Source organism: Aureibaculum algae (assembly GCF_006065315.1).
GTDB classification, from domain to species: domain Bacteria; phylum Bacteroidota; class Bacteroidia; order Flavobacteriales; family Flavobacteriaceae; genus Aureibaculum; species Aureibaculum algae.
The window spans coordinates 3,471,421-3,490,423 of record NZ_CP040749.1 but is presented as its reverse complement, the minus strand read 5'-3'; the positions used below and the strand labels follow the sequence as shown (position 1 = coordinate 3,490,423).

The following is a 19,003-nucleotide window of genomic DNA, read 5'->3' as shown; positions in this document are numbered from 1 at the left end:
AACTATCTAAAATTCTAATATAATGCTCAGATTTTAAATAGCGAATTCCATCTGACAGATAAAAAAATATAAAATAACAGATGAATTATATTGCAACAAACATTCGTCACTTAAGGGAATTAAAGACTTTTTCGCAAGAGTTTTTTGCCGAAGAATTAGAATGGTCAAGAGCCATGATCGCCTCTTTTGAGTCGGGTAGAACAGAACCTTCAATTGATAAATTAATTGATTTGTCTAAGTATATAAAGATTCCGATAGATACCTTGATTAAAGTCGATTTAAGAAAAACGAAAGATTTATCATTTATAGATATTGGGAATAAAAGAGTCTTATTTCCTATAAGTGTTAATGAACATAATGAAGAGCTTATAGAAGTAGTAACCATAGAGGCTTCCGCGGGTTATTTAAACGGCTATTCTGACCCTGAATATATAGAGCATTTACAGAAATTCAACTTGCCTTTTCTGCCTACAGGCACGCACAGAGCATTTCCTATAAAAGGAGATTCTATGTTACCCGTAAAAGATGGTTCTTTTATCGTAGCTAAGTATGTAGAAGATATTGAAGATGTAAAAGATGGTAGAACCTATATCGTATTGACCAAAGACGATGGGTTGGTTTATAAGCGTGTTTATAATAGAATTAAAGATCGGAAAAGTTTGCTGTTGTATTCTGATAATAAAAGATACGCTCCTTATGAAGTGAAAATAGAAGAAGTATTAGAAGTATGGAAATTCACCTGTTGTATTAATACTCAAGAATACAGTAAAGAAGAGTTGAAACTAAGTAGTATTGTAAATATGTTTCAAGAGTTAAAAGTAGAACTAAGAGCGATTGATAAAACAGTTGCGTTGTAATGAATAGGATTCATGATATAAAAAACAATAATTCTATATGCGGCAATGTCGTTTCGTTAAAGTAAATTCTGGTCAGTTCAATCGGAGTCGAGAATTTATCTCGTGTATATCTATTTAGGTTTCGACTTCGCTCAACCTGACAACTGTAACACCTTTTACTCTTAATTAATGATTTTGAGATTAAGTTAAGGGAGGTTTTTTTCCATATCAATTAAATGGGCCATAGAGCTTACGGCTCTATCGTGTTTTTTTACAAAAGGATTCGTTTCATCCCAGACATAACCTGCTAAAACAGCACAAATTTTTTCTTTAACGTCGGGATTTTCAGGCCTGTGAAAAAATAATGTTTGTAAATTTTCTGTGTACCATTCTTTCACATACGTAGAAAATACATTTACACCTTTTTTAATATAATTGGTATATTCATTTTCCCAATCTACACTTTCGCCTTTTAATTGTCGCTCTACTAATTTAGCAGCCAATAAAGAAGACTCTGTAGCAAACGCCACACCAGACGAGAAAACAGGATCTAAAAATTCAGAACTATTTCCTGTTAACACATAACCATCACCATACAATTGGGTAACTGATTTTGAATAGTTTTTAATACAGATAGGATCAAATTCAAAATCTACATCCTTAAATCTATCATAATAATGTGTAGATAGTTTAAGCATTTCAGAAAACATTTCTGAAGTATTTCCTTTATAAGATTCAATAAATTCTGTGGGGCCTACAATACCTAAACTTGTTTTTCCATTTGAAAAAGGGATAACCCATAGCCAAACCTGTGGCTTTACAATATCAAAAGTAATGAGCGTACCTTCAGTTCCTTCGGGTCTATTCGTATCAATTACGTGCGTGAAAATAGAGGAATGTTTTGGTAGGGTAGAGGGTTTGTCTAAATCTAACAATCTTGGTAAAACTCTACCATATCCGCTAGAATCTATAACATGTTTGGCATTGATTATTTTTTCTTCTCCGCTCTCGTTTTTAATGGTAGTTTTTGAGTTGGTACCATCAAACTCAATATCAGTAACGGCCCATTCAAAAGCAATAGGCACACCTTTTCTTACAATTTCATCCGCCAAGGCTTTGTCAAAATCTGCTCTAGGTGCTTGCCAAGTCCAGTCCCAACCCTCAGTATATTTTTTACTAAAATCAAAAAGACAAACTTCTTCTCCACGTATAAAACGTGCACCTCGTTTTTTTTCAAAATTCATGGCATCTAAACAGTCAAAAAGACCAACTTCTTTAAAGTGTTCCATTGACTTTGGTAATAAACTTTCACCTATTACAAATCTTGGGAATTTAGATTTTTCAACCACTAGAACTGATAATCCTTTTTTATGTAAATAGGCAGCAGAAACACATCCGGAAGGACCTGCTCCAATAATTAAAACATCTACATTTTCTGTATTCATTACTAATTTTGACTAAGTTCTGTGTAAAAATATTAAATTTGTCGCTTCAATATATCAAAAAAGTGAATTATTTACCAATAAACCCTGTAGTGAATGCTTAACATTAAAGGAGAATTAGATTTAAAAGATTTTTACGAAGTAATTTTTAATAAAAGTAAAATTGAACTTGATAAGACCTTACTAACAAGGGTAGAAAAGAGTTTTGATTTCTTAAAAGAGTTCTCCGAAAACAAAGTGATTTATGGTGTAAATACCGGATTTGGGCCCATGGCTCAATACAAAATCAAAGATGAAGATAGAATTCAACTTCAATATAACTTAATTAGAAGTCATGCCTCTGGTGTTGGTAATCCAATCCCTGAAATGTATGTAAAAGCAGCAATGTTAGCTAGATTAAATACCTTAAGTTTAGGAAATTCTGGTGTACACCCATCGGTTGTTAAATTGATGAAAGAATTTATAAATAGAGATATTACACCTTTAATTTATGAGCATGGTGGTGTAGGAGCGAGTGGTGATTTAGTACAATTGGCACATTTAGCTTTGGTATTGATAGGTGAAGGAGAAGTTTTTTATAAAGGAGATCGTGTACCAACGGCTGAAGTTTTTAAAATTGAAGGGTTAAAACCAATTACTGTTGAACTACGTGAAGGGTTAGGGTTAATTAACGGTACTTCAGTAATGACAGGTATTGGTATTGTAAATGTAATTTATACCAAACGATTATTAAACTGGGTGTTAAAATGTTCATCTGCCATTAATGAAGTGGTAGAGGCGTATAGTGATCATTTATCAGAAGAGTTAAACAGCACTAAAAAACATAAAGGGCAGCAAGAAGTTGCCAAAAGAATGCGAGAGCATTTAAAAGACAGCTCATTAATAAGAAATAGAGAAGAATATTTATACAATGCTAATGAAAATAGCACTGTCTTTAAAGAGAAGGTGCAAGAGTATTATTCGTTACGTTGTGTACCGCAAATATTAGGTCCTGTTTTAGACACTTTAAGAAGTGTACAAAAAGTATTAATTGAAGAGGTTAATTCAGCTAATGATAATCCTATAGTTGATGTTAATAAACAACAAGTATATCATGGTGGCAATTTCCATGGTGATTATGTTTCTCTAGAAATGGACAAATTAAAAATTGTTACCACAAAAATGACCATGTTGGCAGAACGTCAATTGAATTATTTATTAAATTCTAAATTGAACGATATTCTACCTCCATTTGTTAATTTAGGACAATTGGGATTAAATTTCGGAATGCAAGGTGTGCAATTCACAGCAACTTCTACAACAGCAGAAAGCCAAACCTTGTCTAATCCGATGTACGTGCATAGTATTCCAAATAACAACGACAATCAAGATATTGTCAGTATGGGTACTAATGCAGCATTAATGACTAAAAAAGTAATTGAAAATGGGTTTGAAGTAGTTGCAATTGAAATGATTACAATTATACAAGCTATTGAATATTTAGAATTTCAAGATAAAGTTTCATCGACTACCAAAACGTTATTTGATGCCGTTAGAAATCTTGTACCTGCATTTAAAGATGATATAGTAATGTATCCATATGTTGGTGCAGTCAAAAAATACTTGATGGAAACAAAGAGTAACTAAATTTTTAGTAAATTGAACTCATTAAGTGGAGTTCTTTGCCAGTTGTACCGAATTTCATACAGGTTATACATAAAAAATAGAATTATTCAATTTAATTTCTATTTTTGAAATAAACTCTAATTATTATGAAAAAAATACTATTTATTTTAGTGGTAGCTCTTATTAGTCAATGCGTTATTGCTCAAAAAGCTGCTTTAGTTGTTCAAAAAAAGAAAGTTGGATTTATTAAACCAGATGGTTCTTGGATAATTGAACCTACCCTTAAAGACGCTGGTAATTTTGCAGATGGGTTAGCCCCTTTTAAAGAAGGTAAAGAATGGGGGTATATTAATGGAGAAGGAGAGGTAGTCATAAAACCAACGTATGCTAAAGTTAAGAGCTTTAATAGTGGTTTAGCTATTGTGTTGTTGAACAAGGAATGGATGTATATCAATAAGAAAGGTGAAAAAGTGGAAATGCCCGAATCTAAAGAACTTTATAGCTTTGAAGACGGAGTAGCATACATTAAACAAAATGATCTTGTTGGTTTGATTAATCCAGAAGGAGAAATTATTTTAGAGCCTACCTATGATAAAATTTATGCCTTTAAAAATGGGCATGCCAAAGTAAAAAAAGGCGAATCATATGGCTTAATAAATACGATGGGTAAAATTGTTTTACCTGCAGAATATGAAGGTTTAGGAATTTGGTCTGAAGGAAATCTGACCGCTAAGAAAGATGGTGTAAGTGGAATGATCGTTGATAGTAAATTTATTAAAGTTGAAGGTGCGTTAAAAATTTGGGACTTTCGTGATGGTGAAGAATTAACGTATGCCAATGATGCCTTAAAATTAGTTGGTTTTATTAATAGAAAAGGAGAATGGGTAATCAAACCTAACTATAAAAAAGTAAGAGGGTTTTATAATGGTTTAGCTCCCGTAATGACGGTAGACAAATGGGGGTATATTAATACGAAAGGAGAAATGGTAATTCCTGAAACATTTAGAGATGCTGAGATATTTAGTGCAGACGGTTTGGCACCTGTAAAAATGGATAAGTTATGGGGGTTTATTGATACCTCTGGAAAACTAGTTGTTGATTATGAATATGAAATTTCTAACCGTGGATTACTTGCTGTAGGACTTATCTTTGGAAAAGGCAATGAAAAAGGTTTTTATAACGGTTTAGCAAGAGTTAGTAAGAAAAAGAAATGGGGTTTTATCGATACTAAGGGTAATGTATTAAATAATACTTGGTTTGATAGAGTTGAATCATTTACAGATATAAATAAATAGTTAATGAAGTGTGCATTAGTAACTGGAGGTTCTAGAGGAATCGGAAAAGCAATTTGTAAAAAGTTGGCAGAAGATTCTGATTACCATATCTTAATCAATTACAATTCAAATAAAGAAGCGGCTTTAGATACCTTAAAACAGGTTGAAGAGTTGGGTAATACTGGTGAAATTATTCAGTTTGATGTAGCCAATGCGGATGCTGTAAAAAATGCTCTGGATACTTGGATTGATGCAAACGAAGGTTCAATTATTGAGGTGTTAGTAAACAACGCAGGAATTACCAAAGACGGTTTGTTCATGTGGATGCCTGCTGAAGATTGGCACAGTGTTATCAATACAAGTTTAAATGGTTTTTATAATGTTACCAATCATTTAATTCAAAAAATGTTAAGTAATCGCTACGGTAGAATTATTAATATGGTTTCTGTTTCGGGTGTGAAAGGTACACCAGGACAAACCAATTATTCTGCAGCCAAAGGAGCAATTGTAGCCGCTACAAAAGCTTTAGCTCAAGAAGTAGCTAAACGAAAAATAACAGTTAACGCGGTAGCTCCTGGGTTTATTAATTCAGATATGACTGCCGAGTTAGATGAAAAAGAATTGAAAAGAATGATTCCTGTAAACAGATTCGGTGAGGCCGAAGAAGTAGCTGATTTGGTTTCGTTTTTAGCTTCCAAAAAATCTTCTTATATTACTGGTGAGGTAATTAATATAAATGGTGGAATTTATTCATAATTGCTGAAAGAAAAATGAATAGAGTTGTTATAACAGGAATGGGTATTTACTCGTGTATAGGGAGTAATTTAGACGAAGTAAAAGAATCTTTATATAAAGGGAAATCAGGAATTGTATTTGATGCCGAACGTAAAGAGTTTGGTTACCGTTCTGCACTAACCGGAATGGTTGCAGAACCCGATTTAAAAAAACTACTTTCAAGAAGACAACGGATCAGCATGGGCGAAGAAGCTCAATTTGCATACCTATCAACCATTGAAGCCTTAAAAAATGCTGGAATTTCGCAAGATTTTTTAGATATTAATGAAGTTGGTATTTTATTTGGTAATGATAGTACGGCACGGTCAGTTATTGAATCTATAGATATCGTAAGAGAAAAAAAAGATACTACATTAGTGGGGTCAGGAGCTATTTTTAAAGCGATGAATTCTACTGTAAACATGAATTTATCTACTATTTTCAAGTTAAAAGGAGTGAATTTTACGATAAGTGCAGCGTGTGCAAGTGGTTCGCATGCTATTGGTGTTGGTTATCATTTAATAAAAAGTGGGTTACAAGACACTATAATTTGTGGCGGAGCTCAAGAAATAAATAAACTAGCCATGGCTAGTTTTGATGGTTTAGGTGTGTTTTCAATAAAGGAAGAAAATCCTGCAGAAGCATCCAAACCTTTTGATGTAGAAAGAGATGGCTTAGTTCCAAGCGGTGGTGCAGCCACAGTGATTTTAGAAAGTTATGATTCAGCAATAAAAAGAGGAGCTCCTATTTTGGGTGAAATTATTGGTTATGGATTCTCATCAAATGGTGATCATATTTCAACGCCCAACGCTGATGGTCCTACCAGGGCCATGCAAAAAGCAATAGATGAAGCTAAAATAGATAAAAAAACTATTGACTATGTTAACGCTCACGCCACTTCTACACCAGTAGGTGATGCTAATGAGGCGAAAGCAATTTATAATATATTTGGTGATAATTGTCCTTATATAAGTTCTACAAAATCAATGACGGGTCATGAGTGTTGGATGGCAGGTGCAAGTGAAGTGGTTTATTCAATGTTAATGATGCAACATTCATTTGTTGCTCCTAATATTAATTTGAAAACACCAGACGAAGACGCTGCAAAATTAAACATTGCTAGAGAGACTGTAGATAAAAAAATTGATGTATTTTTGTCCAATTCTTTTGGGTTTGGCGGAACAAACTCGGCATTAATTATTAAAAAGATTTAATTATTACGGTTATGAATAAAGAAGACATCATTAGTAAAATTAATGATTTCCTTATAGATGAATTTGAAGTTGAAGAGGATGCAATTAGCCCTGAGGCTAACTTAAAAGAAACATTAGAGCTAGATAGTTTAGATTTTGTTGATCTGGTAGTTGCTGTAGAATCTAATTTCGGTGTAAAACTGATTGGTGAAGATTTTGTAAACGTGATTAAACTTCATGATTTTTATAATTTAATAGAGCGGAAGTTAGCTTAATATAATCTGTTATGGCACAATGGGAAGGTAAATCCAGAGGTACCGTTTTAGGTTATAGAATATTTATTTTTTTTATGAAAAAGCTGGGCTTACGTTCGGCTTATTTTATTTTGTACTTCGTTGCTTTTTATTTCTTGATATTTTCTCCCAAAGGCACAAAAGCTTCCTATAATTATTTTAGAAAAAGGTTAAAATATTCCTCAATAAAAAGTGTCTTCAATGTTTATAAAAGTTATTATAAATTTGGACAAACCATAATTGATAAAGTAGCCATAAGATCGGGATTACGTAATAAATTCACTTATGATTTTGATGGTATTGATAATTTAAAACAACTCATTGCTAATAAAAATGGTGGAATATTAATCAGTGCTCATGTTGGTAATTTTGAAATAGCAGAGTTCTTTTTTAAAGAAATTGATTTCAACTCACAAATAAATATTGTTACAACTGATCAAGAGCATAGTGATATAAAGCAGTATTTAGAGTCGGTTTCACAAAAATCAAGTATTAAATTAATATTGATAAAGGAAGATTTATCTCATATTTTTGAAATCAATTCAGCATTAGCAAATAATGAATTAATTTGCTTTACCGGAGATAGATATTTTGAGGGAACACGTTTTTTAGAAGAGCATTTATTAGGAAAGGAAGCGAAGTTTCCAGCGGGGCCTTTTTTATTGGCATCTCGCTTAAAAGTTCCCGTAGCTTTTGTTTATGTAATGAAAGAAACCACTAAGCATTATCATTTATATACCCGATTGGCAACGGCTAAAAAAAGAGATGCTCAGGGTTTATTACAGAACTATACGGAGAGTATCGAGTGGATTTTAAAACAATACCCGTTGCAATGGTTTAATTATTTCGATTTTTGGGAAGATAAAAAATAATATGAAAAACGTTTTAGTAATATATTACACACAGTCTGGGCAGTTGCTAGAAATTGCTCAAAATGTAGCACAGGAACTGGAAAATTCAACTAATGTTTCCGTTTCATATCATCAAATAAAACCTGTTGAAGAATATGGTTTTCCATGGAAAGCAGATAAGTTTTATGATGTTTTTCCTGAATCTTTTTTGCAAATTCCATGTACATTGGAAGAACCAAATCCTGAAATATTTACTAAGAAATACGATTTAGTAATACTTGCATATCAAGTTTGGTACCTCACACCTTCAGTACCCATAAACTCATTTTTAAAATCGGAATCCGCTAAAAAAATAGTAAAAGATACGCCCGTTGTAACACTTATAGCGTGTCGTAATATGTGGATAAAGGCTCAAGAAAAAATGAAGCATTTATTAATTGAAAACCAAGCGAATTTAGTGGGTAATATTGCCTTGGTAGATAGAAATCTCAATCATGTTAGTGTTATCACCATTGAAAAATGGATGATGAATGGTAAAAAGGAAAAGTATTTAGGTGTTTTTCCAAAACCAGGAGTTTCTCAAAAAGATATAGATGAATCTGTTAAGTTTGGCAAACCAATATTGGAAAGCTTAAATAAAAATGACTTCACATCTTTACAAGATAATTTAGTAAGCATAGGTGCCGTTGTAGTAAAACCATTTTTAATTTCAATGGACAAAAGGGCTAATGTTATTTTTGATAAATGGTCTAATTTTATCATCAAAAAAGGCAAGCCTGGAGAACCAAAACGATTAAAATGGGTTCGGGTTTTTGATAAATATTTAAAATTTGCAATTTGGTTCTTCGGACCAGTACTTTTTATTGTATTTTTGCTGACCTATTTACCTTTTATAGGTAAAATTAAGAAAGACAAAAAATATTATGCTTCTGTTAAACTAAAGGGTATATCTAATACTTAATTTAATAGGAGTTTCCTTAAAAAATATTACTTTTAAAGAATGAATGACGTTTACATAACTAGAATTGCAAAATTTTTACCTAACACCCCTGTTTCCAACGATCAAATGGAACAAAAATTGGGTATTCTAAATGGAAAATCTTCCAAAGCTAAAGGTATAGTTTTACGAAATAATAAGATTAAAACGAGGTATTATGCCATTGATGAAAATGGTGAAATTACGCACAATAATGCACAACTGACTAAGGAAGCTGTAGAGCTTCTTTGTGATGAAGATTTTACGACAAAAGACATTGAATTATTATCTTGTGGTACCTCAAGTCCTGATCAAATATTACCATCGCATACCGCAATGGTTCATGGCTTTTTAAAGAATAGAAATTTAGAAATAAATTCACCTTCAGGTGCGTGTTGTTCGGGAATGAATGCGTTAAAATATGGATTCTTATCTGTTAAAGCTCATCAAGTAAACAATGCCGTTTGTGCTGGTTCTGAACGTACTTCTTCATGGATGATGGCGAATACTTTTGAAGAAGAGGTGAACCATTTAAAATCGTTAGAAGAGCAGCCTATAATTGCTTTTAATAAAGAGTTTTTACGTTGGATGCTTTCCGATGGAGCAGGTGCTGTTTTATTAGAAAGTGAACCAAAAGGGAAACAACCATTAAAAATTGAATGGATTGAAGGATATTCATATGCTCATGAACTAGATACATGTATGTACGCTGGTGGAGATAAATTAGAAAATGGCCAGTTAAAGCCTTGGAGTGAGTTTCCAGCTCATGATTGGAGTGAACAATCTTTGTTCGCCATGAAGCAAGATGTGAAATTACTAAGTGAAAATATTTTAGTAAAAGGCGTTGATAGTTTAAAACATGCTTTAGACAAGCATAATGTGAAACCTGAAGATTTAACCTACTATTTACCACATATTTCATCTTTCTATTTTAAGGATAAATTGTATGAAGAAATGGTAAAACAAGATTTTGTAGTACCATTGGACAAATGGTTTATGAATTTAGAAAAAGTAGGAAATGTAGGAGCAGCCTCTATTTATATTATGTTAGAAGAATTAGTAGATTCTGGCAAATTAAATAAAGGTGATACCATTTTGTTACATGTTCCTGAAAGTGCAAGATTTGCTTATAATTATGCTCTTTTAACTGTTTGTTAATTTGAATAACGATTCGTTAAACATACCCGTAACTAATTTAATTCCACAAAAAGCACCGTTTGTAATGGTTGATAAATTATTACATTATACGGATAGCGAGGTTACTTCTTGTTTAACCATTTCAGATGCCAATATTTTTACTAAAAATAATACGTTTACAGAACCTGGTTTAATTGAGCATATGGCTCAAACAGTTGCACTGCATACTGGGTATAAATACCATTTATTAGATAAACCTTCTCCTACTGGATATATAGGATCTATTAAAAGCGTAGAAATTCTTATCTTGCCCCAATTAAATGATACGTTAGAAACAACGGCTTCTATTTTACACGAAGTAATGGGTGTAACTTTAGTCGCCATTAACGTTAAACTAAATGGTAAATCAATCGCTACTAGCGAAATGAAAACAGTAGTTGCAAAATAATTGGATAGCACTTCAAGTCATATTGATATTAAAAACTTTCTACCACATAGAGTTCCTATGTTAATGGTAGATACTTTATTGTCAATTGATAATGAAAGTGTTAAGACTGATTTTTTAATTACGTCTGATTGTATTTTTGTGGATGACAATGTGCTTTCGGAGTCGGGTTTAATAGAAAATGCTGCTCAAACATGTTCTGCTATAGTAGGTAAAAGTTATTTTGATGAGGAAGATGTTGAAGGAAAAAACACAAAGCTTGTAGGTTTTATAAGTGGTGTTAAGTCGTTTAATATCATTAAATTGCCACAATTAAACGAGACAATTGTTACCACTGCAAATCTAATTTCAAGATTTGATGCTGATGGATATAGTATTTGTGCATTAAATTGTAGTATTGAAAATGCAGAAATTGTTTTAGCTGAATGTGTAATGAACTTATTTATTAAAGAAGTAGAATAAGACATGAAACGAGCAGGTTAAAAGTGTTGTTTCCCAAGTAAATGATCAATACGATTAACGTGACCGTTAACAAACAATAAGTATAAACGCATGAAAAAAAGTGAAGTACCACAAGACAAAAGTAATTTAGAGTCCGCTAATTTTCGTGAACTCTGTTATGCTGTTGATGAAAATGGTGAATATACTACAGAAAACAGTACAGGTTGGGATCCGAAAACCATCGCTTTAGATAATGCCATTCAAGATATTAAAGAACGAATTGACGCTGCTAAAAAGAGAGTAGAAGCAAATGAGTCTAGTCCAATTGATTATTACATGGAAGTTAATAAAATGGATTTACCTATTTTGGCAAGTTATGTAGGACTCTGGCAATGGCGTGTTAAAAGACATTTTAAGCCTCAGGTTTTTAAAAAATTAAATACTAAAATATTACAGAAATACGCAGATGTTTTTGATATTACCATCGAGCAATTGCAGGATATTGATAAAAACATATGAAGATAGACTTTACACATCATCAATCTGCACATTGTGAAAATGGGGTGGTTTCAAACTTACTAAAACATAAAGGATATCAAATCAGTGAACCAATGGTATTTGGTATTGGTTCTGGTCTTTTCTTTGTATACATTCCCTTTTTAAAAGTGAATCACGCTCCTGTGGTGAGTTTTAGACCCATGCCAGGTATCATTTTTAAACGTTTCGCTCAACGCGTAGGGATAAAAGTGAAACGCTTTAAATTCAGAAACGAAAGTAATGCGGAAAAGGCTTTAGAAGCGGAATTGCAACGTAATAATCCTGTTGGTTTACAAGTTGGCGTTTATCATTTGTCTTATTTTCCAGACGAATATCGTTTTCATTTTAATGCTCATAACTTGGTTGTTTATGGTAAAGAAGAGGATACTTATTTAATTAGTGATCCTGTTATGGAAACGACAACCACTTTAACCAAAAAAGAATTAAATAGAGTGCGTTTTGCCAAAGGAGCTATGGCTCCTAAAGGGCATATGTATTATCCTGTTCACTTCCCAAAAGAATTGCAATTGGAAAGTGCCATAAAAAAGGGAATTAAAACGGTTTGTCGTGATATGTTAGCACCTGTTCCCTATGTTGGAGTCAGAGGTATGCGAACCATAGCTAAATTGATTCGAAAATGGCCGGAAAAGAAAGGCGTAAAAGTAGCCAATCATTATTTGGGGCAACTGGTTAGAATGCAAGAAGAAATTGGTACTGGCGGCGGTGGATTCCGTTTTATTTACGGTGCTTTTTTACAGGAAGCTGCGGTAATATTAAAAAATCCTAAATTAAAAGAATTGTCCTTGGAAATAACTGAAATAGGCGATTCTTGGCGTGATTTTGCTATTGATGCTTCACGAATTTATAAAAATAGAAGCTCTGAATTAGATGCTTATAATAAAGTAGCCGATCAATTAGTAGCCCTTTCTAATAGGGAAGAGGTATTCTTTAAAAAATTAAAGAAAGCGATATAAAATGACTGACGCTGTTATTCAAATCGATACGGTTTCCAAAAAATATAAAGGAGCGGATAATTACTCCATCCATCACTTGGATTTAGACATTGAAAAAGGTGAAATTTATGGTTTATTAGGTCCGAATGGAGCTGGTAAAACCACGTTGATTTCTATGTTGTGTGGTTTGCTAAAACCAACGGCTGGAAAGATCAAGATTAACGGACTCTCATTTAAAGAAAATGCTAAAAATATTAAGCAGGCTATTGGTGTTGTTCCTCAAGAATATGCCTTGTACCCAACATTATCCGCCTATGAAAATTTGATGTATTTCGGAGCGATGTATGGATTGTCAGGTACTACTTTAAAAACAAAAGTTATTGAAAGTTTAGATCATTTAGGACTCTCAAAATTTAAGAATAAAAAAGTGAGTACTTTTTCTGGAGGTATGAAAAGACGTGTAAATCTTATTGCAGGTATTTTACATAAACCAGAAATATTATTTTTAGACGAGCCCACAGTAGGCGTAGATGTACAATCTAAGAATGTAATTATTGAGCATTTAAAAATGTTAAATGCTAATGGAACTACGATCGTTTATACATCACATCATTTAAATGAAGCAGAGACATTTTGTACCCAAGTATCGATAATTGATAGTGGTACAATTGTTGCCTCAGGGACTCCAAAAGAGCTTATCGACAACACAAATGATGCTCAGAATTTAGAAGATGTATTTATTCAATTAACAGGTGAGGCTTTAAGAGATTATGCGTAAACTGATCAGTTCTACATATAAAGAAATGTTACTCTTATCAAGAGATTTGGGTGGTTTGGTTATTCTTTTTGTAATGCCGTTGGTGTTGATAATCACCATTACTTTAATTCAAGATAGTTCGTTTAAAACGATAAATGACGCTAAAATTCCCATTCTTTTTGTAGATCAAGATAATGGAGCAATATCTGCTACCATTTTAGAAAATCTGAACAAAAGTGATGCCTTTGAAATTGTCACCAAACAAGCGGAAAATAATTTTACAGAAGAAGCGGCAAAGACAGCTGTGTTAAAAGGAAAATACCAACTCGCTGTAATTATTCCACAACATTTAAGTGCTGACTTAGATAAAAAAGTAAATCGAAATGTAGCCAAAATTCTTAGTGAATTTGGCGTAGATGATGAGCCTAAAGTTGCTGATGAGGTTATCTTAAATAAAGAAATCAAATTGTATTTTGATCCTGCTGTTCAAAAATCGTTTAAAAATGCAGTAATGAGCAACATAGATAAAATGATTTCTAGAATAGAATCAAAATCTATTTATGAAGCTTTTCAAGCGGAATTAAGTGAAGGAGAACCCAACGAAGAAAATCCATTATTGACTGAAAACAATTTCGTTTCATTTAAAGAAATAAATCCCAAAGAGGGGCAAGGGGTAACCTTACCCAATTCTACACAACACAATGTACCTGCGTGGACGCTCTTTGCCATATTTTTTATTGTTATTCCATTATCTATAAATATTGTAAAAGAAAAAAATCAAGGTACGTTTGTTCGGTTACGGACAAATCCAGTTTCCTATTTAACCGTGTTGGGTGGAAAATCGATTACCTATTTGATAGTCTGTTTAGTTCAGTTTTTATTAATGTTAGCAGTAGGTGTTTATGTATTACCAATGTTAGGTTTACATGCTCTAGAAGTTGGCTCTAACTTTTTCACCTTGTTTGTAGTTGCTTTATTTTCAGGATTGGCAGCAATTGGTTTTGGTATTTTATTAGGCACATTATCAACCACACCAGAACAGTCAGCACCGCTAGGAGCTACTATGGTTGTTATTTTGGCCGCAATTGGCGGTGTTTGGGTACCTGTATTTTTAATGCCTAATTTTATGCAAATCATATCAAATATTTCACCAATGAATTGGGGATTAAATGCTTTTTATGATGTGCTACTTCGTAATGGTGGAATTTTAGAAATCTTACCAGATATTGGACTGTTATTATTGTTTTTTATCATAACAGTTGGTATTTCAGTATGGTATGATAAAAGGAAACGGGCGGTTTGATGGGGTTGTTAGTATGATGCTCACTGGCTAAATTAATTATTTATGAAAGAAAAAATGAAAGAAAATGCCGTAGCGTTTTACAAATTGGCATATGAAGGGAATCCAAGAAAAGCTATAGAATTATATGTTGGGGAAGCATACATTCAACATAATCCTGATGTGGCTAATGGTACGGAGGGTTTTATTGAATATTTTGAACGCATGCAAAGAGAATATCCTAAGAAATCAATTGAATTTGTTCGTGTAATCTCTGAAAATGATTTGGTTGCATTACATACGCACCAAATATGGCCTGATAGTGATGAGTACGTTACGATGGATTTTTTCAGATTTGATGCCAACGCAAAAATTGTTGAACATTGGGATGCGATTCAGCAAATACCAAAAACTTCGGCAAACGAAAACAAAATGTATTAAATTTACTATAATCCATAAGTTAATGAAAAGTATCACTTACACTTCAGAAATACGCGTTCGCTTTAATGAAACAGATCCGCTTGGTATTGTATGGCATGGTAATTATATTACCTATTTTGAAGACGGTAGAGAGGCGTTCGGAAGGTCACATGGAATTTCTTATTTAGATGTAAAAGCAAATGGTTTTGCAACCCCAATAGTGAAATCTTCTTGTGAGCACAAATTACCATTAAAATATGGTGATATTGCCACCATAGAAACCACTTTTGTAGATTCACCAGCGGCAAAAATGATATTTACTTATAAAATATTTAATCCCGAAGGTAAAATTGTGTGTACGGGTGAAACCATTCAGGTTTTTACAGATGATAATGGTGACTTGGCTTTAACGGCTCCTAAATTCTTTGAAGATTGGAAGCGTAAAGTTGGTTTGTAAAGTACTAAATGGCTCCTCCCTTCAGACGATTTCAGTCAGAAGTTGGAGGGATTGAAAAAGCTTAAATTATATATATATATCTTTAATATATTTCGAAAAGAAATCAATTGTTACGTATTATTGTCAGGTTGAGCGTAGTCGAAACCTAAACCTAAACCATTCTACCATCTAATAAATTAATAATTCGTGAACCATATTCAGCATTTTTCTCTGAATGGGTTACTTGGATTATAGTTACTCCTTCTTTATTTAATTGCTTAAAAATTTCCATAATTTCTTCTCCTTGTTTGGAGTTTAAATTTCCTGTAGGTTCATCAGCCAATATTAATTTCGGATTCCCAATTAATGCACGGGCAACACCAACCAATTGTTGTTGACCACCACTTAATTGCGTTGGGAATAGTTTTTGTTTCCCTACGATATTAAATCGATCTAGCATATCAGCAACAAGAGCTTTGCGTTCAGATCCACTTATTTTTTTATACAATAAAGGCATTTCTAAATTTTCATAGACAGTCAATTCATCAATTAAATGATAGGCCTGAAAAACAAAACCAATGTACTGTTTGTATAAATTCGCTCGGTGTTTTTCTTTTAAGGTATGTACAGATTCATCCATAAAATTGTATTCACCTTCATCAAAACCATCTAACATGCCTATAATGTTAAGCAAGGTTGATTTACCCGAACCTGAAGGTCCCATTATAGAAATAAACTCTCCTTCCTCAACTTCTAAGTTGAAATCTTTTAACAAGAAGACCCGTTGTCCACCTGAATTTACCCATTTAAAAATTTTGTTTAATTGTAGTAACATTTTTTATCTTTTTTATAATCTCGTGGTACGAGAGATCTGTTTAATTTTTCTAAAATTTACTCATCCTTTAAAGCTTCCACCGGATTTGCCATTGCTGCTCTAAAACTTTGCCAACTTACGGTTAGTAAAGCAATCAATAATGCGGAAATTCCTGCTAAGGCAAATATCCACCAACTGATGGTTGTTTTAAAAGCAAAACCTTCCAACCATTTGTTCATGGCGTAATACGAAATTGGTACGGCGATTATAAATGCAATTCCAACCCATTTTACAAAATCTTGATTTAATAATTGTAGTATTTGACCAATAGTTGCACCATTTACTTTACGGATGCCTATTTCTTTTTTACGCTGTATACACGTATAGGAAGTTAATCCAAAAAGCCCCATGGAAGCAATTAAGATAGCAAGAATAGTGAAAATTTGAAAGGCAGAACTGAACTTTTTATCTTCATTGTATTGTGCTTCAAACTTTTTGTCTAAAAAAGTATAATTAAAAGTGCTTTGCGGAAAAACTTGTTTCCATTTATTTTCAATATCAGTAATAGCCGCCGTATATCCTGAATTAGAAGACACCTTGTTATTAAATTTTACTAATAAATTATTACTGCTTGTATCGTGAATTATAATCATAGGTAACACAGAACTTTTCAATCCAAAATGATGATAGTTTTCTACCACACCAGAAATTGTCCAATTGATACCAAAGAATGTGGCAACCTTTCCAATAGCATCACTTGGAGTGGCAATTTCCATTTCTCGCATTGCGGATTCATTAATAATGATTGACCTACTTTGACCCGCTGAATTGTTGGTGAAAGTAGTTCCGCCAAGAAACTTGATATCTAATAAATCGAAATATTCAGGTTGTGTGGCATAGCCGTAATAGGTTTTCCTGCTGTCTTCGGTTCCATTAGGGTAGGTAAGACCAACGAAAGAATTTAATTCGTCAAAACCTCCACCAGGATAGGTTTGCGTTCGGGCGACAGCAGTTACAAATGGAAATGCTTTTATTTCATTTTCAAGTGTTTTGTATTTGTCTCTGACCAACGAGTCTGATAGTTGAGAAAGAAATTCACCTTGAAAACTAACGGTCTCATTTAAATTGGCTCCAATAGGTTGTTTTTGTAAAAAATCAATTTGTTTCGTTACGACTATGGTGCCAATCAACAATATAATGGTAGCCATAAATTGTAGAATAATGAGCCCTTTACGGATATTTAAACCGCTCGCTGACGTTCTTACTTTGCCTTTTAAAGCCTTAGAAGGGGAGTAGCCGCTTAATAAAATTGCGGGATATAATCCAGCAAGTACTATACCTAATACAAGAATCCCGATAATAGGTAAAAACTGAGTAAACATTGAAGATTGTAAGACCAATTGGCTACCCGTTATACTATTGTAAACAGAAAGCATAAAAACCGTCAATATAACAGCTAGAACAATTGCAATAATATTTAGAATAATAGATTCCGATAAAGATTGAAAAATGAGCTGTATTCTTTGTGCACCTGCAACTTTACGAATACCTACCTCTTTTGCTCTTTCTAACGATTTTGTTGTAGAAAGGTTAACATAATTAAGCCATGATAAAATGAGAATTATAAATGCAATTGCTGTCAAAAATTTAATTCTGCTGAGACTTCCATTTGCTTCGGCTTCATATGGTTTATCTGAATATAAATGAATGCTTTCCAAAGGTTCTATATTGTACCTTTCGTCGGGGTCATCTTCAAAGTCAGAGGCAATTACCTTATTTTTAAGTAAGCTGTAGTTCGCTTTTTCATCAACATTTAAATAGGTAAAAAAATTGCAATGTCCCCAATTTGGTGCTACCTGATCATCTGATGCCCACCAATTTGCAAAAGTCTCCATAGAGATTAAAAAATTGGTTTTCATATGGGTATTATCGGGTATGTTTTTTAAAATACCTTTAACTGTTAATAAAGCTTCTTCTCCATTGTAAAAGGCAGAAATGGTTTTATCAATAGGGTCTTCATTTCCAAATATTTTTTTTGAGAAATCTTTGGTTAACACGATCGCATTGGGAGTTGCTAAGGCAGTTTCTTTTGCCCCTTTTAATAAAGGATAGTTAAAGATTTTAAAATAGGTAGCATCTGCCAATGCTCCTTTGTTGGATTCAAATACTTTTTCATCTCTTTTAAAAGTAATCTTTTCAAACCGATACAATCGAACTTGCTCTTTAACTTCAGGGAATTCACGTTTTAAAGTTGGGCCAATAAGATTTGCAGTTTGAGCATCTGAAGGCTCGAAGGTCTCACCTTCTTTGGCATCCATAAAGACACGATATACATGCTCAGACCCCTCAAACTTATCATAACTCATTTCGTAATTTACGTAAAGCATAATCAGAATAAAAGAGGCAATACCAATAGCTAATCCAGTAATATTTATAAACGAATAGAGCTTATTTTTAAGTAAATATCTTAGGGCAATTTTAAAGTATAATTTGTACATAATTTGACAGTTATAATTTTATGAGGCTTCATTGCTGATAGG

Annotated in this window: 20 protein-coding genes; 17 read left to right on the top strand and 3 right to left on the bottom strand. The window is 32.9% G+C overall.

What is annotated here, in order from left to right; all coding sequences use genetic code 11:
- Nucleotides 1-80: 80 nt before the first annotated feature.
- On the top strand, nt 81-857 hold the full coding sequence (locus FF125_RS14675; protein ID WP_138950473.1) for an XRE family transcriptional regulator: 777 nt from the start codon (nt 81-83) through the stop codon (nt 855-857).
- A gap of 185 nt (nt 858-1,042) precedes the next feature.
- Here the strand turns inward: FF125_RS14675 and FF125_RS14670 are convergent, their stop codons facing one another.
- The gene (locus FF125_RS14670) at nt 1,043-2,281 is read right to left on the bottom strand and encodes an NAD(P)/FAD-dependent oxidoreductase (RefSeq protein WP_138950472.1); all 1,239 of its coding nucleotides are present in this window, start codon (nt 2,279-2,281) and stop codon (nt 1,043-1,045) included.
- Between the two features lie 93 nt (nt 2,282-2,374).
- Here FF125_RS14670 and FF125_RS14665 point away from each other — a divergent pair, with 93 nt between their 5' ends.
- From FF125_RS14665 to FF125_RS14590, 16 genes are all read left to right on the top strand, one after another.
- Nucleotides 2,375-3,904 carry an HAL/PAL/TAL family ammonia-lyase gene (locus tag FF125_RS14665; RefSeq protein ID WP_138950471.1) on the top strand — a complete coding sequence of 510 codons (1,530 nt, stop codon included), beginning with the start codon at nt 2,375-2,377 and terminating at the stop codon, nt 3,902-3,904.
- 125 nt (nt 3,905-4,029) lie between these two features.
- The gene (locus FF125_RS14660) at nt 4,030-5,178 is read left to right on the top strand and encodes a WG repeat-containing protein (RefSeq protein WP_138950470.1); all 1,149 of its coding nucleotides are present in this window, start codon (nt 4,030-4,032) and stop codon (nt 5,176-5,178) included.
- 3 nt (nt 5,179-5,181) lie between these two features.
- Complete coding sequence (gene fabG / locus FF125_RS14655) at nt 5,182-5,913, top strand: 3-oxoacyl-ACP reductase FabG (RefSeq protein ID WP_138950469.1); 732 nt, start codon at nt 5,182-5,184, stop codon at nt 5,911-5,913.
- Nucleotides 5,914-5,927: 14 nt separating this feature from the next.
- The gene (locus tag FF125_RS14650; RefSeq protein WP_138950468.1) at nt 5,928-7,145 is read left to right on the top strand and encodes a beta-ketoacyl-[acyl-carrier-protein] synthase family protein; all 1,218 of its coding nucleotides are present in this window, start codon (nt 5,928-5,930) and stop codon (nt 7,143-7,145) included.
- 11 nt (nt 7,146-7,156) lie between these two features.
- Complete coding sequence (locus FF125_RS14645; RefSeq protein ID WP_117883535.1) at nt 7,157-7,399, top strand: phosphopantetheine-binding protein; 243 nt, start codon at nt 7,157-7,159, stop codon at nt 7,397-7,399.
- Between the two features lie 11 nt (nt 7,400-7,410).
- On the top strand, nt 7,411-8,289 hold the full coding sequence (locus tag FF125_RS14640) for an LpxL/LpxP family acyltransferase (protein WP_138950467.1): 879 nt from the start codon (nt 7,411-7,413) through the stop codon (nt 8,287-8,289).
- A 1-nt stretch (nt 8,290) separates the two neighbouring features.
- Nucleotides 8,291-9,229: a dialkylrecorsinol condensing enzyme DarA gene (locus FF125_RS14635; RefSeq protein ID WP_138950466.1), complete on the top strand. Its 939-nt coding sequence runs from the start codon at nt 8,291-8,293 to the stop codon at nt 9,227-9,229.
- A 39-nt stretch (nt 9,230-9,268) separates the two neighbouring features.
- Nucleotides 9,269-10,402 carry a beta-ketoacyl-ACP synthase III gene (locus FF125_RS14630; RefSeq protein WP_138950465.1) on the top strand — a complete coding sequence of 378 codons (1,134 nt, stop codon included), beginning with the start codon at nt 9,269-9,271 and terminating at the stop codon, nt 10,400-10,402.
- Nucleotide 10,403: 1 nt separating this feature from the next.
- Entirely contained in the window at nt 10,404-10,829 is a 426-nt protein-coding gene (locus FF125_RS14625) for a hypothetical protein (RefSeq protein ID WP_138950464.1), read from the top strand.
- Nucleotides 10,830-11,288, top strand: a complete 459-nt coding sequence (locus FF125_RS14620) for an ABC transporter permease (RefSeq protein ID WP_250629595.1) — start codon at nt 10,830-10,832, stop codon at nt 11,286-11,288. It begins immediately after the preceding gene.
- 90 nt (nt 11,289-11,378) lie between these two features.
- Nucleotides 11,379-11,786 (top strand): hypothetical protein, encoded by a 408-nt coding sequence (locus tag FF125_RS14615; RefSeq protein ID WP_138950463.1) that lies wholly within the window; start codon nt 11,379-11,381, stop codon nt 11,784-11,786.
- Nucleotides 11,783-12,778 carry a BtrH N-terminal domain-containing protein gene (locus FF125_RS14610; protein ID WP_138950462.1) on the top strand — a complete coding sequence of 332 codons (996 nt, stop codon included), beginning with the start codon at nt 11,783-11,785 and terminating at the stop codon, nt 12,776-12,778. The genes FF125_RS14615 and FF125_RS14610 overlap by 4 nt, the downstream gene beginning before the upstream one ends.
- 1 nt (nt 12,779) lies before the next feature.
- A complete protein-coding gene (locus tag FF125_RS14605; protein ID WP_117883528.1) occupies nt 12,780-13,535 on the top strand; it encodes an ABC transporter ATP-binding protein in 756 nt (251 codons plus the stop codon).
- Nucleotides 13,528-14,817 carry an ABC transporter permease gene (locus FF125_RS14600; protein ID WP_138950461.1) on the top strand — a complete coding sequence of 430 codons (1,290 nt, stop codon included), beginning with the start codon at nt 13,528-13,530 and terminating at the stop codon, nt 14,815-14,817. Before FF125_RS14605 ends, FF125_RS14600 begins: the two co-directional genes overlap by 8 nt.
- A gap of 42 nt (nt 14,818-14,859) precedes the next feature.
- A complete protein-coding gene (locus tag FF125_RS14595) occupies nt 14,860-15,234 on the top strand; it encodes a nuclear transport factor 2 family protein (RefSeq protein ID WP_138950460.1) in 375 nt (124 codons plus the stop codon).
- Between the two features lie 22 nt (nt 15,235-15,256).
- Nucleotides 15,257-15,670: an acyl-CoA thioesterase gene (locus FF125_RS14590; RefSeq protein WP_138950459.1), complete on the top strand. Its 414-nt coding sequence runs from the start codon at nt 15,257-15,259 to the stop codon at nt 15,668-15,670.
- Nucleotides 15,671-15,821: 151 nt separating this feature from the next.
- Here FF125_RS14590 and FF125_RS14585 read toward each other — a convergent pair whose 3' ends face one another.
- Nucleotides 15,822-16,484 (bottom strand): ABC transporter ATP-binding protein, encoded by a 663-nt coding sequence (locus tag FF125_RS14585; protein WP_138950458.1) that lies wholly within the window; start codon nt 16,482-16,484, stop codon nt 15,822-15,824.
- A 56-nt stretch (nt 16,485-16,540) separates the two neighbouring features.
- The gene (locus tag FF125_RS14580) at nt 16,541-18,961 is read right to left on the bottom strand and encodes an ABC transporter permease (protein WP_138950457.1); all 2,421 of its coding nucleotides are present in this window, start codon (nt 18,959-18,961) and stop codon (nt 16,541-16,543) included.
- Between the last annotated feature and the right edge of the window lie 42 nt (nt 18,962-19,003).